Origin of the sequence: Streptosporangium sp. 'caverna' (genome assembly GCF_003203775.1) — a bacterium.
Taxonomy (GTDB): Bacteria; Actinomycetota; Actinomycetes; order Streptosporangiales; family Streptosporangiaceae; genus Streptosporangium; species Streptosporangium subroseum.
This window is the reverse complement of record NZ_CP029711.1, coordinates 3,456,053-3,483,029: the sequence shown is the minus strand read 5'-3', so window position 1 is coordinate 3,483,029 and position 26,977 is coordinate 3,456,053. Positions and strand designations below refer to the sequence as shown.

Here is a 26,977-nt window from a genome sequence, read left to right as displayed (position 1 = left end):
AACGAGCGATGTCGGACCAGAAGATCATTTCTGACCTGCGCGGATATTCCCGCGCACACCGGCATCGGTCATTGATCGTCGGCAATCCAGGCCGCCGTTGATCCGCTCTGCCGGGTGTCCGGCTCCGGCGTCGCCACCAACCCCGGCGACATTCCGATCATTGAGAAAGGACCCGCGTCTTTCCTGTCGAGATATGCTCCGCTTTGGAGCGGGACCTCCAATATGGGGATTCCCTGACAACGATCGCCCGTCCCGCGCCGGGACCACCCGAGTCGTCGTTATGAGCGCGACAGGGAATGCCGATACGGCAGAGCCATTACGTCCGCACGCAGACGATCCAACGCTGGACACATTGACAATCGACGCGATAAAAAAGCCGAACAGCGCGTAGGCCGAAGCGGGAAATCATGGCTCTTCGACGTTGAACGGAAGTGATCGATCACCGGCAGCGCGGCCCGCACCGCCGCTTTGAAGATCGCGCACCTGTCGATCGCGACGTAGGCCACCTGGCCTTTCCGCACCACACCGCGCGCGTCCGGCAGGTCGGCCACCGTCCGGCCGCTGCGGCTGACGATCGGCGCCTCGTCGACCTGATCCCACCCGGCCGTCCGCGGTGGCGGCGCGGTGCGGAACGAAGCCGCCTCGGCGTCCCACGCTTGTCCAGAGCCGTTGACGGCTCTGGACAGGCGTTACGGAGACAGCGGAAGACGGACGACAAAACGCGCACCCTGGGCGCTGTCCTGGATGGTGAGCGTGCCGCCGTGGCTCTCGGCGATCTGCCGGGCGATGGGGAGGCCGAGGCCGACGCCTCCCGCGTCTCTGCTCCGGGCGGTGTCCAGCCGAGCGAACCGCTGGAACACCGTCTCTCGCTGGTCGGCGGCGACTCCTGCGCCGTCGTCGAGCACCTCCAGTTCCGCGGCCCTCTCCGGGAATCGAGGGTCGCCGTCCGCGCACCGTACAGTGATCGTGATCGTGGAGGAGGCGTGTCGCTGGGCATTCTGAACCAGATTGCTGACCAGCTGGCCCAGCCGCATCCGGTCGCCGCTGACCGTCACGCCCGTTGCCAGATGCTGGACGATCTCCCTGCTCATCCGGTGGCCGTTCAGCTCCGCGGCGACGAGCTCGGCAAGATCCACGGGTCGTCGCTCGCACGGTACGCCTCCGTCCAGGCGGGTGAGCGTCAGCAGGTCGGAGGCGATCGATTGGAGCCGTTCCACGCTCGGGAGCACGGCGTTGCACAGATTGGCCGGGTCGACGTCCTGCGGCGCCAGAAGGGCGTCCTCCATCTGGATGCGGATGGCGGTGATCGGGCTACGCAGCTCGTGGGAGGCGTCGGAGCAGAACCGTCGCTGCTGCTCCAGTACGTTCTCCAGCCGGTCCAGTGTCTGGTTGACGCTGCGGGCCAGCCGGTAGATCTCGTCCTTGGCCGTGGGGACCGGAACACGACGGCCGAGGTCGGTGCTCTGGATGTGGTCGAGCTGGGCACGGATGGCGTCCACGGGTTTCAGCGAGTGGGTGACGGTGTGCCGCGCCCCGTAGGCCACCGCGATCGTGAAGACGACCGTCCCCGCGATCAACAGGGCCATCACACCCGGATAGACGGCGAACGGCAGCGTCGGCGCGGCACTGTAAATGGTCCAGTCGCCGTTGTGGAACACCTGCTGCGCGACGACGATGTGGCAACGGCCTGACGTGAAGACAGAGTGGCAGACGACGGCACTGGCCACCCGGTGAGGGGACTTCGGGGTGAAATGCGCCATGGCCGGTTGGTTCTGCAGATCTCTGGTCGCCGCGACCACCCTTCCTTGAGGATCGACCACCTGGACGGGGCGGATCAGGTTCTGCGGGATGGGCGGAAGCGGATCGACGAGTTTCCCACGGTCGACGTAGTAGGCGGTCAGCTCCCCCACGGCGGTCACCTCTTTGGTGAGGTTGTCGGTGGCCGTCCTGTTGATGGTGAACATCAGGACGGTGGAGAACACGATGCAGAGCAGTCCCACCACCACGCCGGTGAACAGCGCCAGGCGACCTCTGATCGTGCAGTGTTCAAGCCTCATGATGACCCCATTCACGTGGCAGGACTCGGGGCAGCCGAAGGACGAAACACGCACCGCCGGTGGTGCTCTCCTCGACGCTGAGGGTTCCGTGATGCGCGTGGGCGATCTCACGGGCGATGGCGAGGCCGAGGCCGGTGCCGTTGCGGTCGAGCCGGCGGGCGTCGTCCAGCCGGGTGAGACGGTGGAACACACGCTCCCGGTCGTCGAGCGCGATTCCCGGCCCGTCATCACTGACCGCGAGCTCGACCACGGTGTGGGCGGCGTGCACATCGACGCATACCTGGCGCGTGCAGTGCCTCTGGGCGTTGTCCAGCAGGTTGGTGAGCAGCCGGCTGATCTGGGTGGGCACGGCGTCGACGGTGCTGCCGGGCGCGAGGTGGAGCTGTACCGGACGTTGAGCCGCCCGTTGGGAGATCTCGGCCCGGACGAGCGCCGAGAGATCCAGCCGTTGTTGTTCGGCGGCTACGCCGGTCCCCATGCGGGCCAGGAACAGCAGATCGTCGGTGATCGCCTGGAGCCGCTCCACCTGGCCCAACGTCTTTCCGAGCAGGTCGGGCAGCCGAACCCCGCCGAGATCCTGTTGCGCCTCCTCCAACTGCGCACGCAGTCCGGCTATGGGAGTACGCAGCTCATGGGAGACGTCCGAGGCGAACTGCCGCTGGGAGCGCGCGAAGTCCTGGAGCTCTTCCTTGCCCTCGTTCAGGCGCCGCAGCGCATTGTTGATCGTCCGGCACAGACGGGCGACCTCTTGCGCGTTGGCCGGTTCGGAGATGCGAGCGTGCAGGTCACCGAAGTCGATCACTGCCAGTTCGGCGCGCACCACGTCCACGGGACGTAACGCCCAGCCGGTCACCTTCCAGGTGGCCCACGTGGTCAAGGAGATCAGCGCGACAGCCTCGATCACCAGGATCAGGTGAAAGGAGTTCCGCGACAGGAGGCCCGTGACCCGCTGCCCGGTGGCGTATGCCGGCGAGGCGGCTGAGCCACCGGATTCGAACGCCGGCAACCGCGGCTCGCAGGTCCGCGCGTGCTGCTCGCGGTCGCACGGAGACTGCCAGACCGTCTGATTGGGGAGCGACCTCGGGGTGGCGGCCCGCGAGGCGACCGCATCGTGGCCCCGCGCCACGGTCGGGGTCCGGCCGACGCCGTCGCCACGCGCTCGCAACCGGCCGGGTGCCTTTCCACGGTGGATCTCGTTGGCAGCGGGCGCGGCCCGCTGCGGGCCCTCCCGCAGCCGGGCAGTGCGTGCGTGGTCCATCGAGTACATCCCCGCCCCCGCGACGAGGAGGGTGAGGAGGGTGAGGACGGCCACGGCGGTGGTCAGCAGGGTGATCTGCCCCCGGACCGTTCCCGGCCTGCATCGGATGGCCTGCATCGGTGACCTCGTACGAGCCGGCTTCTGCCTCCAGCCCATACGCGGCAGGCGCAGGTGACGCCCGCGAGCACTCGTGCGGCCCGCCGAGCCGGGCGACCGCCCTCGAACAGGGTCGCCACCCACCCGCAGGGGACGGATGCGGGGCCGGGCGGCGGGGTCGATCACCGAAAGCGCATGAGGCGAACGGTAGGGCTCCGGTGGACGGGAAGGTGGATCCTTTGCCCCGTGACGCCGATGCTCGTCATCATCGATCTTTCCTCCGGCGAACCTCCTGAGGAGCGACATCTCAGGGGGTGGGAGATCGGCCCACCGCTCCCATGATCTGTCGGTCAGCAGGTGTACCAGGCCTACGGCGATCACCATCCACGCGAGCAGGGTGACCAGGGGCCACATGAGTATCAGCAAGTCGTCATACGGGTCCAACATTGCCATCCTTGTCGAAAACAGATTCGAGGGGGATGTCGAGGTTCCGAGTGGGCCGGGAGCCGCTACCGATGGTCGCCACCGCTGTCGCTTCTTCACGCGCCTCAGCCGAGGGGGATCCTTTCGCGCCACTTCACCGAGGATGGGTGAACGGTTATGAGCTTGTCCTGCGATAAAAGGTCCCGTATCGCACATTTATGCGCATTTGCGCTTCCGCATTCCGCACGTGCGGCCACCGGCTTGAGGCCTGATTGGCATGGGCTTTATATCGGGTTTGCGGACATCTGAGATCAAGCGTTCATCCCCGGCGCCATGTCACATGACAGAAAGGGGGGAAGGATGAAGCCAGGTGAAGACCGTGCGTTCTTGAGGCGGGCAACGGCTTCTTTCGTGCGAGTGACACCACGGAGGCCGGAGAACGTCGCGGCCCCCCTCCGACCCCGCACTTGACACGGCTGACATCTGGGTAGTTCATGTATTTATGGGGTATTCGTCCCCCCGCAACCACGAAGCTGCCGGTGAACCCGATCTCAATCGGTCATCGTGGCCCGGTTGGCGTGGCCGCGCGCGGGAGTGGGAGCTTGTCGCCGGATTGCTGCGGGCAGCCAAGATCGGCCGGGGCGGGATCATACTGATCGAGGGCCGATCGGGCGTCGGAAAGAGCCGCCTGCTCGACATGGCCGTCACCGCGGCGGCGAGGGCGGGGCTGGCGGTCGCCCGGGGCACGGCGGACGAGCTGACCCAGCTGATACCGCTGGCTCCGCTGACATCGGCGCTGGGAGAAGCGGGCTGCACGCTTCCCACGGGCGATCACATGACCGTCTCCGGTCCGGCCGATCAGCGGTTGCTGCTGGTGGAGCGACTGCAGGGACCGCTGGAGCAACGGGTGGCTCGGGGACCGCTGCTCCTCACCTTGGACGACCTTCACTGGGCCGACCCGATAACCCTGCTGGCGCTGAGGTCGATGACCAGGGAGCTCGCCTCCTATCCGCTCGTCTGGATGCTGACCCGTACCAGCGGCGGCGGCGACGATCCCCGCCTCGACCGTCTGTTCGACGTGCTGGAACGTGATGGCGCGATCCGGATCGTGTTGGAGGCGCTGGACGAGCGAGCGGTGGCGGACGTCATCACCGACGTCCTCGGGGCGGCGCCCGACCCGGACGTGCTGGCCCTGGCCGGCATCGTGGACGGCAACCCCTTCCTGCTCGTCGATCGCCTGGAGAAGCTCAACGGCAAGGGCGCCTTCCAGATCGCCGATGGCCACGCGCGGATGATCTCGGCGCGGCTGCCGTGTGCTCAGGCGGTCACGCAGGAACGCCTGGCGGAGTTGTCCCCGCGGACCAGGCATCTGCTTCAGGGCGCCGGAATCCTGGGCCGGTCGTTCTCGGTGCAGGATCTGGCCGAAATGCTCGGCGAGTCGACCAGTGGCCTGCTGCCGATGCTGGAGGAGGCGATGTCGGCGGGCATCGTCGAACCCGCCGGGGACGAGCTCACCTTCCGGCACGATCTGCTGTGGCAGGCGGTGGTCGGGACCATCTCCGCCCCCGTACGCCGGGCCCTGCACCACGACGCGGGAGAGATGCTGCTCAAACGGGGCGGGTCGGCCGTTCCCGCCGCCACACACCTCATTCACAGCGCCGGTCGCGGTGACGTGTCCGCACTGCTCGGGCTGGACCAGGCGGCGCGGGAGGTGCTGCGGTCCTCACCTCAGACCGCCGCCGACCTCGCCCTGCGGGCGCTCGAACTCAGCGACTCCGCCGGCCCCGACTGGTTCGGCCGTGTCGGCACGGCGGTCGACGCTTTGACGGTCATCGGGCGGCTGTCCGAGGCGGCCGATCTTGCCCGTGCCGCACTGGGCAGGGCCCCGCCCTTCCAGGCGCCTCGCCTGCGATGCGCGCTGGCGTACATCCTGCTGCTGAGCGGCCGACCGGCGGATGCGGTGTCCGAGGCCGAGAGCCTGCTCGCCCAGCAGGACATCCCGGATGACCTTCGCGGCATCGTCGAATGGGCGATGTTCTGGGGGCTCATCTCGCTGAACGACTTCCGGAAAGGACGGCAACGGGCAAAAGCCGTACTCGCCGACCGCGAGCGGCACACCGATGCCGCCGTCGTCGGAGCCCTCCTGCTGCTCGCCCGGTTCGCCATGGTCGACGGGCGAATCGCCGACTCGTTCGCGCATCTACGCGAAGCCCTGCACATCACCGACACCGGCACCGTCGAAGCCATCCAGCGTCCGTACACGCGCCTGATGCTGAGCCTCAACCACAGGGCCATGCGTCAGTTCGACGCGGCCGACATCGCCATCCAGGCCGCCGAGGAGGAGATCAAGGACCTTGGGCTGACCGTGCTCGCCGCACAGCCCGCGCTGTTCCGCTCCGTTCTGAAGCTGGCCGCCGGTCGACTCGACGACGCCGCCGCCGAGGCCCAGTCCGGGAGAACGATCGCCGAAGAGCTGGGCACACACGGCTTCATCCGCGTCGGGGTGTCCATGCTCGCTCTCGTCGCCATGCGGCGGGGCGACATCGACGCCGCGGTCCGGTACATAGAGCGGTACCAGTCCATACACGCCGCGCCCGGGATGCTGTTCGGGTCGGTGTGGGAAAGGTGGGTGATGGCGGCGGTGGCCGAGGCCCAAGGTGATCCCGGACGGGCGATCGACATACTCCACACCATCTACACCGACAACGAGGAGCGGCGCTGGGCACTCCTCACGACGCCTCTCACGGCCGCCTGGATGACCCGGCTGGCGCTGGCCACGGCGAACCGTCCGTATGCGCAGGCCATCGTCGACACGGCCGAACATCTGGCCCGGAACAACCCGGACTTCCCCGTCTTCGCCACCACGTTCGCCCACGCCCGCGGCATTTTCCACCAGGACCCCGGCGCGCTGGCCTCCGCCGCCGCCGATCAGCCCGAACCGTGGGCACGCGCCTCGGCCGCCGAAGATCTCGGCGTCCTGCTGGCCGCCACCTCCGGCGCCACCACCTCCGAGAAGGCCGTCGACAGCCTGGACCAGGCGCTCGAGGGCTACGAGCGCATCGGTGCGCTCTGGGACTCGGCCCGCGTGCGAGCCCGGCTGCGGGCCCTGGGTGTACGGCGCCGTCACTGGGCTCAGCCCCAGCGGCCGGCTTTCGGGTGGGACAGTCTTACCGACACGGAACGCGCGGTGGCCGGCCTGATCGCCCGGGGGATGACCAACCGCCAGGCCGCCGAGCGGATGTTCCTCTCGCCCCACACGGTGTCCACCCACCTTCGCCGGATGTTCGGCAAACTCGACATCGCATCGCGTGCCGAACTGGCCCGCATCGTCGCCGAAGAATGCCCCGAGCTCCTCAAGGGCGCTTAAGGTCCCCTTCGGCCTCATCCCCGTCATGGGCTGAGGAGTTCTCTCCGGATCCTCCGGAGGGAACTCCTCACGATCCCGGTGGCTGCGTCGTCATCTCCTGTGCAGAGACCACGAAGGAGAGGGACACCATGACCCAGCAGGCCGGCATCGCCCGCACCGACGCCGACTACCGACGCATCGGCATCCGCCCGGACGTCGTCGCGGAGTGGGAGGACGGCGCCCGCACCGACGGGCGCCGGGGCACCTACGAGTGGTGGTACTTCGACGCCCACCTCGACGACGGCGCCACGCTCGTCGTCATCTTCATGACGAAGGACCTGTCCACGCCGGGCAAACCGCTGAGCCCGGTGATCCGGTTGAACCTCGACCTGCCGGACGGCCGCCGGTACAACGTCATCCAGGACTTCCCCGCGGCGTCGTTCTCGGCCCGGACCGACCGCGCCGACGTCCGGATCGCCGGCAACGTCTTCTCCGGCGACCTCGCGCACTACGAGATCCGGGCCGACGTCGGCGGCGTGCGGGTCGACGTCGCCCTCGACGCCGAGATCCGGCCGTGGCGCCCGCACACCGGCCACCTGCTCTTCGGGGAGAAGCGAGATCTCGAGTTCTCCTGGCTCCCCGCCGTCCCCCAGGGCACGGTCCGCGGCTCCTACGAGGTCGCGGGCGTGCGCACCGAGGTCGGCGGCGTCGGCTACCACGATCACAACTGGGGCAACGTCGGGATGATGTCGATCATCCACGACTGGTACTGGGCCCGTGGCCAGGCCGGTCCCTACTCGGTGATCGCCTCGTACATCACCGCCCACAAGAAGTACGGCTACGAGCCGATCCCGATCTTCATGCTCGCCCGCGACGGCCGCGTCGTCGCCGACGACGCGTCGCGGGTCCGTTTCGAGGCGCTCGACACCTACCTCGACGGGAAGACCGGCAAGCCCGTGGCCCGCACCACCCGATACCACTACGACGACGGCGACGACGGCTACGTCGTCACCTTCACCAAGCACCGCGACCTGGTCGCCAACACCTTCGTCGAGCAGATGAAGGGCTGGCGCAAGGCCGCCGCGCGGCTGATCCGCGTCGACGGCGCCTACCTCCGCTTCACCGGCGACCTCACGATCGAGCACCGCAAGCACGGTGAGACCGTCGAGACGTTCACCGAGGAGGCGATCTGGGAGCTGATGTACTTCGGCCACGCCCGCACCGAGACGCCTCGGCGACCGGGTCCCGCGAACTGACACGGTAAACCGTCAGCGGGTGGCCGGAGCGTGGGCCACCCGCACCGCGTCGGCCGGGGCTTTCACGGACGCGGGCGGCGGCGGGAACGGCTCGGCGCTTTCCGCGAACACCCGCCGCCCCCACGCCGGTCGGGTGGGCAAGCACGATCTCCGCGCCGTCTCCCACCCCGCGGCAGGGTACGCACCGCCCGGTATCCGGCGGCCCCGGCTCCGACGATCACAACCTGTGACCTTCGCCGTCATCTCCCCGAGGTGATCGGCGGCTCCCGGCGCTCCTGCCGCGCCGGCACCAGCCGTTCGTGGAATCCGCCGTCCGGGGACTGCGTGATGATCCCGGTCTCCACTCCGTGATCGGCCACCTGATGATCCGTCTGCTGGAGTGCGAGGCACATCCCCCGGGTGATGACAAAGGCGATGACGGGGCCGATGACCACGGCGAACCTGAAGAAGATCGTCACAGCCTCGACGCCGAGCTGGAACTGGTAGGCGATCTGGTCGTTGGCCGCGGCCGCCCACAGCAGGCCGTAGAACGTGAAGCCGGCGACCGCTATGGCCGTCTTCACCGGCGCATCGCGTGGCCGATCGAGCAGGTCATGCGCGAGCGTCCCGCGGGTCATGCGGTTCGTGGCCTTGGGCCGGCCCAGCGCGTCGCGGCGGCCGCGTCGCGAGAGGAGGAAGCGCTCGGCCATCGGGTAGGCGGCCAGGGCGGTGAAGAAGACCCCGGGTATCACCAAGGTGGGGACGAGGACCGCGAGGCTGAGCGTGTGGCTCCCGATGGTGAGCTCCCACCCGGGCATGATCCGGAGGGCGCCGTCGAGGAACCCCATGTACCAGTCGGGAACCGAGCCCGCCGAGATCTGCGTCGGTTTGGCGGGGCCGTACAGCCATACAGGGGCAATCTGGACCCCGTACCCAAGGATGATCAGCATGCCGGCCGTCGCGAGCGCCATCATCGGGCGTGCGCTCCGCCGCCCCGGCAGCGAGGCGACGAACCGGGAGTGGCCGTGCCGCCGCACCAGCAGCTCGCGGGCGATCAGCAGAGCGGCCACGACGACCGCGATCAGCAGATGCCCCCCGTACATGACCGGAATGATCCTGTCGCCGGGGAAGTCCGGGCCGAACAGCAGCGACAGCGCCCAGGTTCCGACCACGGGGACGGACTGCGCAACCGACATGATCAGCCACAGGCTTCCACTCGACAGCATGTCGTCGGGCAGGGCGTTGCCGGTCTCGCCCGCGGCCATGCCCAGCGCCAGCAGCGTCACCCAGATCAGCCACTGCCCGATGCGCGGGTGGCGGAACGCTCCGGTGAGGAACATGCGCACCAGCTGCAACACGACCGCCGCCACGAAGACGAGCGCCGCCCAGTGGTGGGCCTGGCGGATGAGCAGGCCGCCGCGCACCTCCAGGCTCAGATGCATGGTCGAGTCGAAGGCCCTGCTGACGAAGAGTCCGCGCAGCGGGCCGTACGAGCCGTCATAGGTCACCTGGGACATGCCGGGGTCGTAGAACAGCATCAGCGCCACCCCGGTCACCGCCAGAACGGCGAACGACCAGACGGCGATCTCCGCGAACATGAACGACCAGTGGGAGAACTGAAACGAGCGGCGCCTGGCCAACAACGAACCCATTTGGGGCCCCCTAACCTTTGCCTCACTCACATGACGAAATGGGGCCATGAGGTGTGACAACGATGAGGCGTCGGGGACGGTGATTCGCGTCACGACGAGGTGGCCCCGCGTTCTGTGAGTGATCCGCCGGACTTCACATTCGCGCAGGCTGCGTCGTCAAAGAGGTATGACAGAACCTGCAGGGAAGCAGAAGATGCTCATCCTGAGCGGCGGCCACACCGGCCGCCTCGCCGGCATGGTCGGCGACCGGGTATCCGACGGCACGGTCCTGGGCCGGGAGCGCCGCTCCCCCGGCAGCCACCGGCGGAGCCGGCCCCGGACCCCCGCGTACCGGGAGGAGATCCGCCATGCCGCCTGAGAACGACTCGCTGCGCTCGATCTTCGCCGAGCGGGCCACGCTGATGAACGTCGCGTTCCGCATGCTCGGTTCCACCCACGACGCCGAGGACACCGTGCAGGAGGCCTACACCCGCTGGTACGCCCTGACCGAGGACGAGCGGCACGCGATCGAGTCGCCGACCGCGTGGCTGATCCGGGTGACCAGCCGGATCTGCCTGGATCACCTGGCCTCGGCACGGGTGCGGCGAGAGCGGTACGCCGGGGAGTGGCTGCCCGAGCCGATGCCCGACGACGGCGCGTGGACCAGCGCCACGACCCCGGACGCCGATCCGGCCGACCGGGTGACGCTGGACGAGTCGATCAGCATGAGCATGCTGGTGCTGCTGGAAGCGGTGACCCCGGCCGAGCGGGTCGCGTTCATCCTGCACGACGTGTTCAAGATGCCGTTCACGGAGATCGCCGCCGTGGTCGGGCGCGCCCCGGTGACCTGCCGTCAGCTCGCCACCTCCGCGCGCCGGCACGTCCGGTCCGACCGCCACCGGGCCATCGCCCCCGACCAGCACCGGAACGTGGTCGTCGCGTTCAAGGACGCCTGCGAGACGGGCGACTTCGACACGCTGGTCGGGCTGCTGGACCCGCGGGTCACCGTGATCTCGGACGGCGGAGGCAAGGTCCGCGCGGCACGGCGGCCGATCCACGGCGCCGAGAAGGCGGCCCGGTTCTTCCTCGGCCTGCTCCGCAAGGACTTCGGCCAAGGTGTGACCGAGGCCGAGGTCAACGGCCGTCCCGGGCTGGTCGCCCGGCTCGACGGCCGGGTGGTCGCGGTGATCGCCACCGACGTACGCGGCGGCCGGCTGACCGACATCTGGATGGTGCTCAACCCCGACAAGCTGCGCACCTGGCAGTGAGGCGGCCTAAAAGCGAGCTGCCACGGTGGTCGTTGGCAGCGGGTGGGGCATCGGCCCGTCCAGGTCGCCGTTGACACCCAGAGCAGATGAAGGATCTTGCAGGGGATGGACGGGGCACGAACGAAGACGCGGTCGTGGCGGGTGAACCGGCCGCCACCGCGTCGGGGTGTCGATCAGACCTGGGTGACCCGGGCCCGGCGCTGCTTCCACGCCAGGGTCGCGGCCTGGATGACGAAGAAGGCGCCACCGGCCGCGGTGTACATGATCAACGCGGTCAGGTTGGGATCGTCGCCGGCGGCGGCGAGCAGGTAGGTGAAACCTGCGATGACCGAGAGGGCCCCGGCGATGAGCATCGGCCACTGACGGCCGAGTTCGGGGCTGCGGCGGCGGATGGCCACGGTCAGCTGGGCGACACCGGAGACGATTGCCCAGAGGCCGAACACGAACAGCACCGCGCCGATGCCGCCGACGGCGGCGAGACCGAGACCGGCGGCGGCCAGGGCGCTGAGCGCCGTGTTGAACACCTGCAGCTTGCGGGCCGGGGTCCCGGGATCCTCACGGACATCGAGCAGCGAGGCGACGACATCGATGATCGGGTACGCGATGAGCAGGATCACCGAGGTGGCCGTCAACGAGGTGTGGACGGCGGCGAAACCGGCCGACCAGGCGATCGCGACGAGGCCACGGACGAGGTAGATGCGAAGGAGGGACGACATCGAGGGCTTCCGCTTTCTTTCCGGTTTTCCGGCTTTCGAGGTACGGGAGTCACTCTGACCGCCCGTACCGGCCGACCGCCCCTGGGAGAGACCCTGGCCGGGACCCTGGTTCCCGGCCCCCCAGACTCACCAGGGCACCCCCGGGGAGGGCCGGGCACCCGCCCGGGGAGGCGATCGATCCCCCGCCGGACCGAGCATCCGGGCATGCGGCGTTCTGACGTGGTGGTGATCGGCGGCAGCGACGGCCGTCGTCAGCGAGTGCCGATCATCATGGTCTCCGGCACGTCGGCACGGAGTTTCGGCACGTCACAAGGTCTGGTCCCATTTGTCAGTTGGGGATCGGGAGTGTTGTAGCCTCCCCGGCAGGGGGGTGGCGTGCCGATCAACACCAAGATTTCCGCGCTTCGGGGGCGGCGACGCGAGCAGGAGGCGCTCGACCGGCTGCTGCGTGACGTCCGCGCCGGGCAGAGCCGGGTGCTGGTGCTGCGCGGCGAGGCCGGAGTGGGCAAGACCGCCCTGCTGGACTACCTGGCCGAGGCCGCGCCGGCCGGCCAGGTGGCCCGCGCGTCCGGGGTGGAGGCGGAGACCGAGATCGCCTATTCCGCGCTCCAGCAACTCTGCGCGCCGCTGCTGGGCTGTCTCGATCGGCTGCCCGAGCCGCAGCGGGACGCGCTCACCACCGGATTCGGCCTCAGCACCGGTAACCCGCCGGACACGTTGCTCGTCGGGCTCGCCGTGCTCGGGCTGTTCGCCGAGGCCGCGTCGGAGCGACCGCTGGTCTGCGCGGTGGACGACGTGCAGTGGATGGACCGGATGTCGGAGGTGATCCTCACCTTCGTCGCGCGCCGTCTGGACTCCGAGTCGGTCGCCCTGATCTTCGCGGCGCGCAGCCCCGGCGACGAACGGATCCTCGAAGGGCTGCCGGAGCTTCGCGTCGAGGGGTTGCCGGACGCGGACGCGCGGGCGCTGCTGGACTCTGTGCTGCCCGGGCCGGTGGATGCCCGCGTACGCGACCGGATCGTCGCCGAGACCCGCGGCAACCCACTGGCCCTGCTCGAACTGCCGCGCGATCTCACGCCGGCGGAACTGGCGTTCGGGTTCGGCGGGCACAGCGCGACGCCGCTGGTGAGCCGGGTCGAGGAGGGCTTCCAGCGGCGCATCGCCGCGTTGCCGGCGGACACCCGCACGCTGCTGCTCACCGCCGCCGTCGAACCGGTCGGCGACGTGCCGCTGCTGTGGCGCGCGCTCGAGCGGCTGGATGTCGGGATGGACGCCGCCGCACCCGCGGCGGTCGCGGGCCTCATCGAGATCGGGGCCCGGGTCCGGTTCCGGCATCCGCTGGTCCGCTCGGCCAGCCGGCGCTCCGCCGAGTCCGCCGAACTGCGCGCGGTGCACCGGGCGCTCGCCGAGGTGACCGATCCCGAGCGGGAGCCCGACCGCCGTGCCTGGCACCGGGCGCACGCCACGTTGGGACCGGACGAAGAGGTCGCCGGCGAACTGGAGCGGTCGGCCGACCGGGCACTGTCCCGTGGCGGCCGGGCCGCGGCCGCCGCCTTCCTGGAGCGCGCGGCGGAGCTCACCCCCGATTCGGCGAAACGCGCCGGGCGCGCCCTGGCCGCCGCGGCGGCCCGATTCACCGCCGGAGCCCTCGCCGAGGTGCCGGAGTTGCTGGCCGCCGCCGAACTCGGTCCGCTCGACCCGGTGCAGCAGGCCCAGGTGGAACGGCTACGCGCCAAGGTCGCGTTCGCGCTCAACGCCGGACGGGCAGCCGGGCCGCCGCTGCTCGTGGCCGCCCGCCGCCTGGAATCGCTGGATCCCACCGCGGCCCGGGAGACCTACCTGGCGGCGATCGGCGCGGCCGTGAACGCGGGGCGGCTAGGCGGCGCCGACCTGCGCCGGGCGGCCGAGGCCGCCCGCGGCCTTCCCGCGGGCGGGGAGCCGGCCTGTCTGCTTCTCGCAGGTCTGACGGCGTGGAGCCTGGAGGGGCACGCGGCGGCGGTGCCGCTGTTCACCCGCGCCCTGGCCTCGGTCATTCCGGAAACCGATCTGGACCTGGTCTGGCTGAGCGGAATGGTCATGCACGAGGTCTGGGACGACGTGGCGTTTCTCACCAGGACCGAGCAGGCCGTCGGCTACGCCCGCGAGACCGGCGCGCTGTCCCTCCTGCCGAGTGCGCTGACCTTCCGCGCCACCGCGCTGATCTACGCCGGCCGCTTCGCCGACGCGTCGGACCTGCTCGACGAGGCCGAGGCCCTCGGGAACGCCACCGGCTCGTCCCCGCATCCGGCCACCGCGGTCATCCTGGCCGCGTATCGCGGACGCGAGGAGCCGGCGCTGGAACTCAACGAGGCACTGGTCAGGAATGCCGAGGAGTCTGGCCTGGGGTGGTTGCTCGCCGTCGCCGGATACAGCAGGGCGGTGCTGTTCAACGGGCTCGGCCGGTATCCGGCCGCGCTGGAGGCGGCCCTCGAGGCGGCTCGGTACGAAGACCTCGCCGTCCTGCAGTGGACGCTCGGGGAGTTGGTCGAAGCCGCCGCACGCGCCGGGGCGGACACCGTCGCGGCCGAGGCACGTGACCGCCTCGCCGCTCGGACACGTGTCGTCGACACGAACTGGGCGCGCGGCGCCCAGGCTCTCGCGGACGCGCTCGCGGACCCGGCCGGACCGGTCGAGGCGTACTACCGAGAGGCGATCGAGCAGTTCGCCGCGACCCGGCTCGGCCTGCAACTGGCGCGCGCTCGCCTGCTCTACGGTGAATGGCTGCGACGGGAGAACCGGCGGGCCGACGCCCGGACGCAGCTGCGGATCGCGCACGAGGCGTTCACCACGATCGGTGCGGAGGGCTTCGCCGAGCGGGCCGGCCGGGAATTGGCCGCCACCGGCGAGACGGTGCGCAAGCGGACCCCGGGTGCACGAGAGGAGTTCACCCCGCAGGAGACGCAGATCGTGCGCCTGGCCGTGGCGGGGCGTACCAATCCGGAGATCGGCGCCGTGCTGTTCCTCAGTCCGCGTACCGTCGAATGGCACCTGCGCAAGGTCTTCACCAAGCTCGGCATCGGCTCCCGCCGCGAGCTGGCCTCCGCCCTGCGCGACAGCTGACCTCGGGCCGCCTCTTCCCGGCTTCCACCGCGCGGGTAATAAGAAGCGGGTTCCCGGCTTTTGCCCCGGCCGCCTCTCGTACGGCTCGTTCGGCGATCCCGGCGGCAACGGCTTCCTGCTGCAAGAGGCCGTCGAGCGCTTCCCCGGCCGCTGAAGCGGTCGCTGAAACCGAGCCGTGGACGCGTCGGCCCGGGCCCGAGCGGACCGGCATGAAAAAGGGCGGCGGCCTCGGCGAGAGCGCCGGGCCGCCGCGTTGTGCGGATCAGGTCAGGCGGTGACGCAGCGATAGTTCGCGGCCGAGGCCGTATCGCCGTGGCCGGTGTAGCGGGTCACCATCGGGTAGCGGCAGACGTTACGCGTGACGATCTTGCCGTCGGCGCCGGGGGCCGAGGCGGCGAGGGTGGCCGGAGCCCGGCCCTTCTCCACCCAGTCGACCAGCGCGCCCAGGTCGTCGGTCGGCTGCGGGCCGATGCCGCCGCCGCAGTGGTTCACGCCGGGCAGCAGGAACAGGCGGTAGAAGTCGTCGACCCGCTTGTTGCCGCCGAGGGCCTGGTTGACCCGCTCGCGGTAGTCGATGGTGCCCCGGGTGGGAACCAGTTCGTCGGTCTGGCCGTGCCAGCTCAGCAGCTTGCCACCGGCCTTCGCGAACGCGGACAGGTTCGGGTCGTCGGTGCCGATGATGTCGTTGAACTGCTTCTGGGACGAGCGGAAGAGCTGCTCGAACGACCTGTAGTTGATTTTCGTGGCGTCGAACGACGGGTTCCGCGTCACGAAGTACTTGACCCAGGTGGAGGCGACGAAGAACGGGTTGCCGGGAGTGGCCAGGGAGGCGAGGCCGGCGCTCTTGTTCGGCCCGTACCACAGCCGCTTGCCCGATGAGGAGACCGGTCCGGCCCAGATCTTGCGGAACGCGTCGGCGGTGGCCTTGGAGATCGTGATCTCCTTGCCCTCGCAGAGGACCTTGGTGCCGACCAGGCGGCGGGCGTCCCAGCGGCAGTCCTGCGGGTTGTCGACGATGCCGTCCTTGACCCCGTCGTCGGTGTCACAGGCCTTGATCACGGCGGTGTTGAACGCGTCGGACTCACACGGGGTGGGCTGGACCTTCTCCTCGTTGAAGACGGCCTGCGACCACAGCGTCGCGACCCCGAAACGGTCCCAGTTGATCGCCGGCGCCTTGGCCAGGATTCCGTCGAAGTCCGCCGGGTAGTCCTGGGCCTCCTCGTAACCCTGGCGGCCACCGGTCGAGCAGCCGTTCCAGTACGCGTAACTCACGGATCGGTCGTAGAACCTCTTCGCCACGTCCTTGCCGATGACGGCCATGTCGTGCAGCGAGCGGGCGGCGAAGTTCTTCAGCAGCGGGGTGTCGACCTTGCCGGCCGGGGTGAGCGCCCAGCCGCTGACGTCGAGCGGGTTCGCGCCGACACCGGCGTCGGTGGCCGCGGCGGCGTAGCCGGCCTTCACCGCGCCGGCCAGCGGAGCGCCGCTGAGATCACCGGCGAGGTAGGCGCTGCCGCCGGTGGCCTGGAACCGTCCGTTCCACTTCTTCCTGTCCTGGGGCAGCGAGACCCTGATGTTGACGTGGTCGTTCGCACCCGGGTGGCTCACCGTGACGGTGAAGTCGCACCAGGCCGGCACGTCGGTGAGCGTCTCCTTGTCGGGGTGCAGCGGAGGAGCGGCGGGGAACGTGACGGTTCCGCCGGCGTTGGCGACCGCCTTCACCGACTCCACCTTGGTGCCGGAGGGCGCGGAGACGGGAACCGTGGCACAGGTCGTGGCGGCTACGGGACCGCTGTCGCGGGAGACGGCGTTGGCTGCCGCCGGCACCAGCACTGCCACCGCCGATACCGCCGTCGCCATCAGGACGATCAAGCGTTGTTTCATGCCCGACATACTCACCTGGGACCCGCGGGCCTCACCCCAGGGAAACGCCCTGGGGTGCACCCTGGCCGGGGCCCGGGGGGCCTTGCTATTCGTCAGGCAGCAGGTACCGCCAGGAGAGCACGAAGAGTGCTCCCGAGCCGGTCTTGAAGAGTGGCCGGTCGTGCCCCTGCCCAGCGGGCACCGCCTTGGTGATCGCACTCACCGCCGCCCCCTCGACGTCCTTCTGCCACACCGGGTCCACCGTGCCCGAAGGCTCCGGAACCCCCGCGGGCCACGGCGCCGGCTTGCCCTCCGCCGACTCGGCCCCTTCGGCGACCATCCGGACGCGGGTGGCGACGTAGTCGGTGCCCGTGGCGGCGGCCCGGGTCGCCAAGCCGTCCATCAGCTTCTTCGCCTCCGAGAGCTCCTTCGGGTAGAAGTCCGCGACCTGGTCCAGGGCCGCGGCCCGGACCTCCAGCATCTTCCCGTCCTTCCCCCGCACCCCGAGGACGGTGGTCGGCACGTCCGTCACCATCGGCGCGCCCGGCTTGGGCTCCACGGTCGGCGGTTGCCCGGTCAGATACCTCTCCATCGACGCGACCGTCTCGCCCGCCTCGGCATCGGTGAGCTTCAACTGCTTACTCGCGTCAACGATCACCAGACCGTCGCTGTACAGCACCACCCTCGGCGGGCGCAGCACGTTCGTCGTCGCGGTCACAAACCCGCCTTCGGCGCCCCACAGGGCGACCGGCTTCGCCGGCCCGTCGTCAGCCGGGGTCGCCGACATGTCCGCCTCCGCTCCCCCACAGGCCGCAGCCAGGGACAACAGCGCTACAAGCAGAATCATCCTTAGTCTCATGCCCCACAAACGTACGTTTCCTTCAACTGGTTCAGCCGGGTGTCGTTCGAGGTCAGATGGATCCACGGGCAAGGGCGATCACCCGCTCGGCGAGATCGTCACGGCCGCCTCCCGCTCCGGCGGCTTCCCGGGCGAGCGCCACCGGCGAGCAGCAAACGTCACGGACGAAAACACGCCGTCATCGCCGTCGGCACCCCCGTCCCTGCGGATCATCAGGAACCTGCCGTCCACCTTCGATGCCCGCTACCAATCCCATATCTCCACCAGGCCGCTGTACGACGCTCCCCCACGGAATGCGGCCTGGCCCCTCAATCACCGCTCGGCACCGCCTACCGCTGGCGGGTTCGTCGTAAGCCCACGTACTGCCAGGGGGACGATTAGGGTCCGCTGACCTTTACGGTGGAACCGGCCGATGCACCGGACCGCGTGCTTCTTGGTTTCTTTTCCCTGCTCGCTCCCGTTCCGGAGCCGATGCCGGGCAAACGCCTTTCGGGCATCAGCACAGGCCACCCCCGTCGGCAGTAGAATTGACCTGCACGTAGTACTCATCGAGGCCCTTCTCTCTCGGCACATCCGGGAATCCCATGGAGAGATAAACCTTCCGGCCGCCAACAGCCTTGACGAGACAGCCCTCCATGTCTTTGGGCGCCGGCTTCCAGCCATCCTTGATCACAGCCTTACGGTAGAAGGACAGCGCATCGGCGCGTGAGCCCGAAATACGGTAGGACTGCCCGGCATACGCAAGCCGGTCATCGTCATTACATCCCCCATCGCGCTCCTCATACGGTTTCGCACCGGCCGGGTGGGCATCAAGGATGCCGAGCGTCGCGAGGGACGAAGCGAAGCGCTTGTCGCCCTCGGTGCACCTGTAGGGAAAGAACGACTGGGGAAGCATCAGCGAGACAAGGCGGTCTTCTACGAAAGAACCGACCCCCATGGCACCCATCGCGGCGACACCACCCGCAATGCAGCCGACGGCGAGCACCGTGACGATCGCACGCTTCATGATCTAGAGCCTAGCGTCGGCGCATGCCTCCCGATAAGCGCGATAAATGGGACCAGTTCCCATGCCGCACTCGACACCGAACTTTGTGACCGACGTCAGCCGCCGCCCTCGCGTCTCAATCCGGCGGGTCACGGGAAGCCGCCCGATCGGGTCGGTCGAGACGAAGGCCGACACCGGCACACCCCATCCAGGCCCGCGGGCCCCTCACCAGGTCAGGCGGCAGATATGGACCCGGTGCGCGAAGTTATACACGCCTCAGGGCGTCGAGGTTCCGCTCCGGGCCGCTCAGATCCCACGACCATCCGCCCCCGCTCAGTCCACCACGAGATCCTGGCAGGTGAGATACGGGCGTTCCTGTTCAAGCCACTCCAGGCTCAACCTGGCCCCCGTGGTCAGCTCGATCGTCGCCAGCGCCGTCGCCCGCCAGCTCTTCCCCTTCCTCCATCTGAAATGCGGCGCCATGGCCATCAACTCAGGCCAACGCGGGCCTGCGCCCAGGACCGTCTTGGCTCAGCTCAGCGCGTCCATCAGGGCGGTGACATAGGCATCCAGCCGCTCCTCCACGGCTCGCGTCGTCAGCTCTGTCCTCCCCGCTTCCCGCCATGGCCGCGCCACCGACTGCACTTCTTCTGAGCACGCCAGCCCGTCCCGGACCTGCCAGTACAGCCGCTCACTCGCGGCTGCGGCCAGCAGCCCGCCGGCCTCCTGATACGCCTCAGCGAACCGCAGACCCCACGCAGGGCCGTGCAGCAGCGCGAGATTGGTCGAGCAGTGCGCCACATCGAGATCCGCCGGGCCCCAGGAGGTAGCCGCCCAGTCGACGACGCCGGTGATCCGGGCACCTTCCGGCTGCGGGTGCGGCACGTCGAACAGCACGTTGCCGGGTTGGAAGTCCCGGTGCAGGAATCGCCCTTCATAGGACGGCGCGGGCCTGCGGATCACGTCGATCGCCGCGGCCCATGCCACCGCGTCTGCGCCCTTTGGAGTCACGACGGTGTCGGCGGTCGTCAACGCCACATACTCCCGGGGCCGCTCGGCGGGTCGCAACGCGTGGATCGCCACGAGTTGACGGGCCAGCAGAGGAACGCGCGCTTCCAATCCCTCATCATCGAGGACCGTCCGGCCTGCCAAATGTGTCATGAGGAGCGACGGATACTCGCAATGCGCGGCGGTCGGATCGACCGCGACCAGTCCAGGAGCTGGCACGCCGGTCCCCGGGAGCAGGGTCAGGGCGCCTGCTTCCCTGTTCAGCCAGTCCTCGGCGTGCTCCACGGTGACGAAAGTCCGTAGCACCAGGTCACGGGTGCCTCCGTCCCGCGTGCCGATAGTCAACCTCCGCATTTCGGCAGTGATGCCGCCGTGCAGTGCCTCAGCGCTGACGATCCGTTCGCCGACCTCCAGGTGCCGGCTCACCCAAGCCAGTGTCAACGGTCGGACCGTCGCCACCTCATCGTGGTTGGTCACCGTACTACCTCATCATCCAAGAGGCGGCACGCGCGACAGCTTTACTGGACTCGAACAAGGCTCGATGATCCACATCCGGAGCTGCTCCGGCTGCGTGTCCGACACAACAGGTGGAGTCAAATCTCACTCACACGACGAGGCGTCCACGGCAGCAGGTGAAGTCAGAACTGACTGACAAGTGGAGTCCAACTTCAGGATCTGGCTCAAAGTCCGTGAAGCTGTCACGTTCTGTGATCACATTGCCGGTGCAGACGGTCGTCAGATGATCGCGATTTCGTAACTCAACACGCAGGAGAACGGCCGCGTCGTCATGATCCGGTTCATCCCGGAACTGATCATCACGAGCGGCCGCGAGGTCATTGTGCAGTATGCCTCGGCAGGCGAGGAAGCCTGCTGCGTTCACCTGCTGTTCCCGCACCTCAGTCAGGTACATGTGCAAGCGATCGAGCATGATCAAGGTGGTGTGCTGATTACAGCTCGGGTCCGAGCTGACCAGGCGTCCTGCCACCGATGCGCCATCTCGGCAGTCAGACGGCACAGCCACTACCGCCGACGCCTTCACGACCTATCAATGGCAGGCCAATCCATCCCGATCGACCTCGAGGTTCGCCGGTTCTTCTGCGACAACGCCTCATGCGACGTGCACACTTTTGTTGAGCAGGTCCCCACGCTGACCCAGCGGCACGCCCGTCGCACACCCCTGCTTCGCTCCGGCCTAGAAGCCATCGCCCTGGCTTTAGCCGGTCGCGCCGGAGCACGGCCGGCGAGCATGCTCGGCCTAGCGACCAGCCGCTCCACACTGAAAGGCGGCGTTGCGTATTGGCTGCCGTACGGCATCAGTTTCTGCATGGTTGATCGGAGATACGGGACAGGTCCAGCACGATGTACTGTTTCTCGCTCTGCGTCGGCCAGAACAGGATTGGTTCTTGTGGACTCGTCGCTCCCTGAAGGACCTGGGCGGACCCCTCGTCCTCCTGCGGCGCCCCCACCTGTGCGGTCTTCCCGGTACAGCGATCGTAGACAACCGCGTTCGATCCCAGATCGTTCGTCGAGATGTGGACGGAGTTTCCGGCATAGACGTACGGCGGGTCGAACAGCCCGAACCTGTCACCGATGAGGGGGCGTTCGGAGGAGGACGCCGCGATGGTGGCACGCCCCGAGCCGTCTCTCCGCTGCACCACCAGTGTGGTTACCTCATCGGGGCGAGGACGTATCCGCCCCACGCACCATTCGACGTCGCAGCGGAAGTTTCGAACCTCCGGGTCCGGCTTCACCGGCCGGGGCTCGGCCGGTGGATTGATCTTTTCCGGGTGGCCGCCGGCCAGAGGGACACGATAGGTGTCGTCCTCACTTCGCCAGATGGCATGGTCGCCGGTGATGGTCAGCTCGTCACCCCAAGGGATGTCTCCGGGGCCGGTCAGCCAGGTCACCATCCGCATCTGACCGCCCGAGCGCGGCATGATCCATAACTCCATGTGCCGCTTGCCCGGATTTCCGGGCTCGGAGCGGTAGATCCCGGCGGTCCAGGCGATCTGGGTTTCGTTCATGGCCGCGCTCATGATTTCGTAGCACAGGTTGCACTCGCCCCACTTGGGCGCGGTCGCCAGTGCCTGATGCCGTCCGGTCCGCCGATCGTAGGCGAAGAAGATAGGGCGCATCGCATAAGAGGTGACCATGAGTGCCTTGTCCTTGCTCAGCATGGCCACCGGTTGCACGCTGGGGCCGTTCTTGACCCTGGCGGGCAAGGCGAACGTCGCCTTGGCCCACACCGTGGCGGCAGGCTCCAAGTCTGGTATATCCGGTACTGCCCCGGATGGCGGGAAACGCTGGGACAGCGGGAACTGTCGCTCTTGGTAGCTCACTGTGCATGACGAGGTCACACCGGCGGCGACCACGAGAATGAACGCAACACCTGATACCCGTACCGACCGCCCATAATTCACAGCATGTACGACGCGCGACCCGCCCGCCTGGGTTCCCCTTGTTTTTCCGGCGAGCCGTCAACCTCCCCCGCGCTCGATGCGAGGTGGCATCCTGGAAACCAAAACATGCAGGTCAGAAGCTCAACAGACAAGATCCTACCAAGCCCCGATGCTCACGCTGAAGACCGCACCCGACCTGCGAGAACACCTATGCCACTGATGCGAATACCGCATCAGATGGAATATAAACGCTTTTCAGCGCACCGAAATCCGACCCATCATAATGACCGACCTGCAGTGATCTCCCTACGAGGCGTTGTGAACCGGATTTTTGCTTTCACTGGTTCACATCATTTCACGCCGCTTCTCGTGCCCATGTGCCCTGGGTTTTCCCTGCCCTTCTCGCGAGTTCACATGAGAGCTGACATGATCCATATCCCGCTATGGCAGGAATGGAAGGGCACGCTGCATGAGTGAAAGCGCACCGGAGCTGACTGCTGAGCTGATCGTGGACGGCGCCGTTCCCCTGCGGCCGGTGATCTCCCCGGACGGCCGCTGGGTCGCCTACGCGGTCACCCCGACCGGAATGCGGGAGAAGCACCCGGTCAGCGCGCTCTGGGTCGCCGCCGCCGACGGGAGCTCACCCCCCAGGAAGCTGACCGCGGGCACGGCGAACGACTCCGCCCCGCGCTGGACACCGGATTCGGGCTCGCTCCTCTTCACCTCGGACCGGATGGAACCCGGCACCTCCCAGCTGCACCGCATATCGCTCGACGGCGGCGAGGCCGAGGCCCTGACCACCTGGAAGAGCGGGATCTCCGATCATCTCCCGCTCGGCGACGCCCACCGGATCGCCGTGATCGCCGCGGACGAGCCGACCGCGGAGGACGAGCGCCGGAGGATCGAGCGCGACGACGCCAAGGTGTGGGGAGAGCGGGTGGCCTACGACCGGCTGCGGCTGCTCGACCTCGGCACCGGAGAGCTCCGGGTGGTGGACGGGCTCGGCGACAGGCACGTCGTCGAAGTGGCCCAGCGACCGGACGGCGGCCCGCTCGCGGTCATCAGCTGGGCCTGCCCGGAGCTCGATTCCAGCGCTTCCGCCGCCGCGTTGCACGTAGTCGACCCCGCTACCGGTGCGGTCTACGATCTCGGCCGGATCGCGTGGCAGGCGTGCTCGCCGACCTGGTGGAACGTCCACGACGTCTGGCATGTGGCCTACCTGGCGGTGACCCCACCCGGCACGGTCGGTGGCCTCGCCGTCTTCGACGTCACTGTACCCGCGGGCGATACCGCCGGCGAGCATCGCAACCTGACCGCGGGCATGGCCGTCTGCCCGACCGACCTGGCGCAGGTCGCGGACGGCCCGCCGCTGGCGCTGTTCGCCGACGGGCTCGACACCGCGATCTACCGGCTCGATCCCGAGGCGCAGCGCTTCGAGCGGGTGTCCACGCGGGACGGCGGTGTCGATTCGCTCACGGTGAGCCGCTCGGGTGAGGTCGTCGCCGCACTGGCGAGCACGGCCTACGAGCCGATGGACGTTCACGCCGGACCACCCGCCGGACCTCTCATCCGGCTCAGCGACACCAGACCGGAGCTGCGCCGGATCAGGTGGGGAACCCAGGAACGCCTCTCCTACAAGGCCGGTGACGGACTCGACCTCGACGGGCTCCTGATCCTCCCTGCCGGCAAGCGCCGGCAGGACGGCCCGTTCCCGCTCGTCACCCTGGTGCACGGCGGCCCCGACGACCGGCACACGGACGAGTTCAACGGCCGCTCGTTCCCCCCGGGGCAGTGGCTGGCGACCGCGGGATACGCGGTCTTCCTGCCCAACCCGCGAGGCGGTTGGGGACATGGCCACGCGTTCGCGGCGGCGGTCGCCGGCAAGGTCGGCATGGAGGAATGGACCGACATCACCGACGGGATCGACCTGCTGATCGCCGAGGGGGTCGCGGACCCGGACCGGCTCGGGATCGGCGGAGCGAGCCACGGCGGGTTCATGGCCGCGTGGGCGATCGGGCAGACCGACCGGTTCAAGGCCGCCCTGATGGACGCCGGGATCAGCGACTGGGGCATGCTCGTCGCGACCGGCGAACAGGCGACCTGGGAGGTGGAGCTCGGCGGCAGTGCCGGCTGGGAGGGGCCCGGACCGCACCGCCACGACCGGCTCAGCCCGATCTCGTTCGCCTCGAAGATCAACACCCCGGTGCTGATCCTGCACGGTGAGAACGACACGAGTGTGCCGCTCAGCCAGTCGATATTCTTCCATCGCGCGCTGCGTCATTTCGGCGTCGAGCACGAGTTCGTCGTCTACCCGCGAGAGGGACACTCGTTCAGGGAACGCAACCACCGCGTCGATCTGCTCCGGCGCACCCGCGCGTGGTTCGACCGATGGCTCGGCGCCCCGGCATCGGATCAGACCCAGATCTGACCCGGCCGCCCCGTCCCCGCGGAGTGGGTTCGCCGCCTGCGGGGGGACCGTGGTGGTGCCTGGGCAAGGGGTGCCGGTTTCGGGGGCCAGGGGCCGGCCCTGGTGCTCGTCGTTCGATCCCGCTGACCGTGATCGCGATAGCGGCCGCGCCAGGCACCGTACGGCGCGGCCTCCGGATCCGGGATACATCGCCCTGCGTCTCGGGCGGAGTCAGGTTGGCAGTGATCGCAGGCCGGCTCTGATCTCATCGTGCGAATCGTCCTGCGTTAGGGTTTCCCGACAGCACTGCCTGCGATGACACCGCCGAACGCCGTCACCGTCACCATGCCCGGAGGTCGTCGATGGGCGGCGGGGGCTTGCGCCGGCGGCAGCCGGTGGTCTGAACTTGGTGCGACAGCCGTACGACAGAGGAAGGCCGATGGCCACCGGCCGCGTCGATATCGTCGAACAGGGTCCGCGCGGGCCCCGCTGGGTGGGAATGGTGGTGCTGGTCGCTCTCGTGGCGGTGCCGCTCATCGCGATTCTCGCCAACCGGGACACAAGCCTTCCCATCCCGACTCGTCCCATCCCGACCGTTGCCCCGGCACCCACGCGCAACGCGATCAACGTGACACCCAACGCCGTCTATCCAGCGGCGATCGGGACGGGCGGCACCAGGGCGTTGCGGGTCACGTTCCCCGACGGGTCGCGGGCGGAGATCACCTACCCCGCCGGCCTGAACCTGGCCTCGCTGGGGGCACGGCCGTACGCGAGCGGCGTCCTTGCCGACAGCGGAGAGGCGGATGATTTCCGCTCCTTCACCGCTCCGCTGTACGGCGAGGCCGAGACCGCCGCCGGGCGCCCGATGATCCGCCATCTCACCGACAACGTCACGCTGTGGCCCGGCCCGCTCGGGATGGACACCGCCGGTTCGGTCCTGCTCTTCGCGTTCGGCGACTGGCGGATCGCCCTGCAGGACGAGCGTGCCGGGATGACCTTCGAACAGCGGCTGGCCTGGGCGAAGAACCTGCACGGCATGCTCACCCCGGATGGTTTTTTCACCCTGTCGGCCGACGGCCCACTGCGGCTCTCGCGGCCCGGTGAGATCCGCGAGGGTGTGCTCGTCGGGCCGCAACTATGGCTCGGCGGGCTGAGCCGCCGGATGCTGGTGCTGGCTCCGATCCCCGACTGCGAACGGCAGGGCGAGGTGCGCGTCGTCCTCGACCCACGGCATCCCATCTCGGGGAGCAACTGCCGTGACGGCTTCTACCTGGCCGCCTCGGGCGATCAGGACTTCGTGCGGAGCGCTCTCAAGGATGTACGCGTCCGCCCCCTGTGAGCGGACGGTCTCTCGGGCCGCGCGAGCCTCGACGCCGACCGCACCGCCCGAGAGACCTGGGAGCCTGTAACTTCAGGGGCTGCCTCGGTCACCTCTCGGACCGCTCACCCGGTGAGAGTTCGGCGTCGAGAACGAGGCCGAGCTTCGACTGGGCGATGATGGCCTGCAGAGCGGCGACGTGGGCGAGGTAGGCCCGACGCCCCGTGGCCGAGAGCCTGAGCCAGGTCCTGGGGCGTTTGCCGACGTGGCCCTTGCGGATCTGGACGTATCCGATCGTCTCCAGGGCGCTCGCGTGCTTGGAGAGCACCGAGTCGCTCACCCCCGCCTGGTCGCGGACGAAGCTGAACTCGGCTTCTTCCACGGCGGCCAGGAGGGAGACGATCTGCAACCGGGCAGGCGCGTGAATGGCCGGATCTATCTCCATCAGTCACCGTCGCGGATCGCGTCGGCGGTGCGCCGCGACATCCAGCGGGCGATGAGCGGACCGGTCGCGGCCATGAAGACGGTCATCGCCAGGCACCCTTGGACCCCCGCGTAGGCGACCTCCCGCGCGTTCAGGGGAAGGGCGACCGCCAGGGCGACCGCGACGCTCACCAGAACCCAGCAGACGTAGCCGCTCACGGTCTCGGGCTTGATCAGGCTGCGGTGGGTGCGCATCCGCGTGCCCCGGGCGAGTCTGAACACCATCGCGGCGAGCGCGAGCGCCAGCACCGCGATGCCCGTGGCGGTCGTCAAGGGAGAGGTCCCGGGCTCGGTGAAGAAGGAGATGCCCGTGGCGAACAGGGCCACTCCAACGGTGAACCAGGCGGGGAAGAACGGCTCGGATCGGATGGCCTGCGCCTGGACGCCGCGGATGCCGGACAGGGTGCGGGCGGCGTCCTCGGGAGAGATGCTCATGTGTGCCTCCTCGATTCAGTTTCCAATCAGGAAAGTACTTTCCACTTTCCAGTCCGTCAAGTACTTTCCTGATTGCATCCGAGAGGGCCGCCGT

At 68.8% G+C, this 26,977-nt stretch carries 20 protein-coding genes and 1 pseudogene; 8 read left to right on the top strand and 13 right to left on the bottom strand.

The genetic code is table 11. From position 1 onward, the window contains the following. Window positions 1–689 precede the first annotated feature (689 nt). Together DKM19_RS15365 and DKM19_RS15360 are read right to left on the bottom strand one after the other, a co-directional pair. Window positions 690–2,057 carry a cell wall metabolism sensor histidine kinase WalK gene (locus DKM19_RS15365; protein ID WP_110696274.1) on the bottom strand — a complete coding sequence of 456 codons (1,368 nt, stop codon included), beginning with the start codon at window positions 2,055–2,057 and terminating at the stop codon, window positions 690–692. Next, window positions 2,047–3,432, bottom strand: coding sequence for a HAMP domain-containing sensor histidine kinase (locus DKM19_RS15360; protein WP_162641507.1), 1,386 nt, complete (start codon window positions 3,430–3,432; stop codon window positions 2,047–2,049). Before DKM19_RS15360 ends, DKM19_RS15365 begins: the two co-directional genes overlap by 11 nt. Window positions 3,433–4,336: 904 nt before the next feature. On the opposite strand from DKM19_RS15360, the gene DKM19_RS15355 reads away from it, so the two are divergent. Together DKM19_RS15355 and DKM19_RS15350 are read left to right on the top strand one after the other, a co-directional pair. After that, window positions 4,337–7,201, top strand: a complete 2,865-nt coding sequence (locus DKM19_RS15355) for a LuxR family transcriptional regulator (RefSeq protein WP_110696272.1) — start codon at window positions 4,337–4,339, stop codon at window positions 7,199–7,201. 128 nt (window positions 7,202–7,329) lie between these two features. Beyond that, window positions 7,330–8,436, top strand: a complete 1,107-nt coding sequence (locus DKM19_RS15350) for a hydroxyneurosporene dehydrogenase (RefSeq protein WP_110696271.1) — start codon at window positions 7,330–7,332, stop codon at window positions 8,434–8,436. 239 nt (window positions 8,437–8,675) lie between these two features. Here the strand turns inward: DKM19_RS15350 and DKM19_RS15345 are convergent, their stop codons facing one another. Beyond that, window positions 8,676–10,067 (bottom strand): cytochrome b N-terminal domain-containing protein, encoded by a 1,392-nt coding sequence (locus DKM19_RS15345; protein ID WP_162641503.1) that lies wholly within the window; start codon window positions 10,065–10,067, stop codon window positions 8,676–8,678. Between the two features lie 166 nt (window positions 10,068–10,233). On the opposite strand from DKM19_RS15345, the gene DKM19_RS49450 reads away from it, so the two are divergent. Beyond that, complete coding sequence (locus DKM19_RS49450) at window positions 10,234–10,425, top strand: hypothetical protein (protein WP_162641502.1); 192 nt, start codon at window positions 10,234–10,236, stop codon at window positions 10,423–10,425. Beyond that, window positions 10,415–11,314, top strand: a complete 900-nt coding sequence (gene sigJ, locus DKM19_RS15340; RefSeq protein ID WP_110696269.1) for an RNA polymerase sigma factor SigJ — start codon at window positions 10,415–10,417, stop codon at window positions 11,312–11,314. The genes DKM19_RS49450 and sigJ overlap by 11 nt, the downstream gene beginning before the upstream one ends. Before the next feature lie 173 nt (window positions 11,315–11,487). On the opposite strand, the gene DKM19_RS15335 is transcribed toward sigJ, so the two are convergent. Then, window positions 11,488–12,030, bottom strand: a complete 543-nt coding sequence (locus DKM19_RS15335; protein WP_110696268.1) for a DUF308 domain-containing protein — start codon at window positions 12,028–12,030, stop codon at window positions 11,488–11,490. A gap of 375 nt (window positions 12,031–12,405) precedes the next feature. Between DKM19_RS15335 and DKM19_RS15330 the strand changes: the two genes are divergently transcribed. Further along, entirely contained in the window at window positions 12,406–15,129 is a 2,724-nt protein-coding gene (locus DKM19_RS15330; protein WP_110696267.1) for an AAA family ATPase, read from the top strand. 267 nt (window positions 15,130–15,396) lie between these two features. On the opposite strand, the gene DKM19_RS15320 is transcribed toward DKM19_RS15330, so the two are convergent. From DKM19_RS15320 to DKM19_RS51650, 6 genes are all read right to left on the bottom strand, one after another. Continuing rightward, window positions 15,397–17,010: a tannase/feruloyl esterase family alpha/beta hydrolase gene (locus DKM19_RS15320; RefSeq protein WP_110696266.1), complete on the bottom strand. Its 1,614-nt coding sequence runs from the start codon at window positions 17,008–17,010 to the stop codon at window positions 15,397–15,399. Between the two features lie 85 nt (window positions 17,011–17,095). Next, on the bottom strand, window positions 17,096–17,836 hold the full coding sequence (locus DKM19_RS15315) for a hypothetical protein (protein ID WP_162641500.1): 741 nt from the start codon (window positions 17,834–17,836) through the stop codon (window positions 17,096–17,098). Between the two features lie 508 nt (window positions 17,837–18,344). Further along, window positions 18,345–18,854, bottom strand: a complete 510-nt coding sequence (locus DKM19_RS15305; protein WP_110696263.1) for a hypothetical protein — start codon at window positions 18,852–18,854, stop codon at window positions 18,345–18,347. 312 nt (window positions 18,855–19,166) lie between these two features. Next, window positions 19,167–19,316: a hypothetical protein gene (locus tag DKM19_RS49445; RefSeq protein WP_162641499.1), complete on the bottom strand. Its 150-nt coding sequence runs from the start codon at window positions 19,314–19,316 to the stop codon at window positions 19,167–19,169. Between the two features lie 48 nt (window positions 19,317–19,364). Continuing rightward, the gene (locus tag DKM19_RS15300; protein WP_110696262.1) at window positions 19,365–20,318 is read right to left on the bottom strand and encodes a phosphotransferase family protein; all 954 of its coding nucleotides are present in this window, start codon (window positions 20,316–20,318) and stop codon (window positions 19,365–19,367) included. A gap of 127 nt (window positions 20,319–20,445) precedes the next feature. Next, window positions 20,446–20,826 (bottom strand): hypothetical protein, encoded by a 381-nt coding sequence (locus DKM19_RS51650; protein WP_239514268.1) that lies wholly within the window; start codon window positions 20,824–20,826, stop codon window positions 20,446–20,448. On the opposite strand from DKM19_RS51650, the pseudogene DKM19_RS52940 reads away from it, so the two are divergent. Further along, a pseudogene (locus DKM19_RS52940) lies at window positions 20,782–20,886 on the top strand (hypothetical protein); the annotation flags it as partial. The gene DKM19_RS51650 and the pseudogene DKM19_RS52940 sit on opposite strands and share 45 nt — an antisense overlap. A 268-nt stretch (window positions 20,887–21,154) precedes the next feature. Here DKM19_RS52940 and DKM19_RS51645 read toward each other — a convergent pair. After that, window positions 21,155–22,087: a hypothetical protein gene (locus tag DKM19_RS51645; RefSeq protein ID WP_239514267.1), complete on the bottom strand. Its 933-nt coding sequence runs from the start codon at window positions 22,085–22,087 to the stop codon at window positions 21,155–21,157. A gap of 622 nt (window positions 22,088–22,709) precedes the next feature. Between DKM19_RS51645 and DKM19_RS15290 the strand changes: the two genes are divergently transcribed. Both DKM19_RS15290 and DKM19_RS15285 read left to right on the top strand, forming a co-directional pair. Then, the gene (locus DKM19_RS15290) at window positions 22,710–24,668 is read left to right on the top strand and encodes a S9 family peptidase (RefSeq protein WP_110696260.1); all 1,959 of its coding nucleotides are present in this window, start codon (window positions 22,710–22,712) and stop codon (window positions 24,666–24,668) included. 418 nt (window positions 24,669–25,086) lie between these two features. Next, window positions 25,087–25,986: a hypothetical protein gene (locus DKM19_RS15285; protein ID WP_110696259.1), complete on the top strand. Its 900-nt coding sequence runs from the start codon at window positions 25,087–25,089 to the stop codon at window positions 25,984–25,986. Between the two features lie 88 nt (window positions 25,987–26,074). Here the strand turns inward: DKM19_RS15285 and DKM19_RS15280 are convergent, their stop codons facing one another. Then, window positions 26,075–26,410: a transcriptional regulator gene (locus tag DKM19_RS15280; RefSeq protein WP_110696258.1), complete on the bottom strand. Its 336-nt coding sequence runs from the start codon at window positions 26,408–26,410 to the stop codon at window positions 26,075–26,077. Then, window positions 26,410–26,883, bottom strand: a complete 474-nt coding sequence (locus DKM19_RS15275; RefSeq protein WP_110696257.1) for a hypothetical protein — start codon at window positions 26,881–26,883, stop codon at window positions 26,410–26,412. Before DKM19_RS15275 ends, DKM19_RS15280 begins: the two co-directional genes overlap by 1 nt. Window positions 26,884–26,977: the final 94 nt, after the last annotated feature.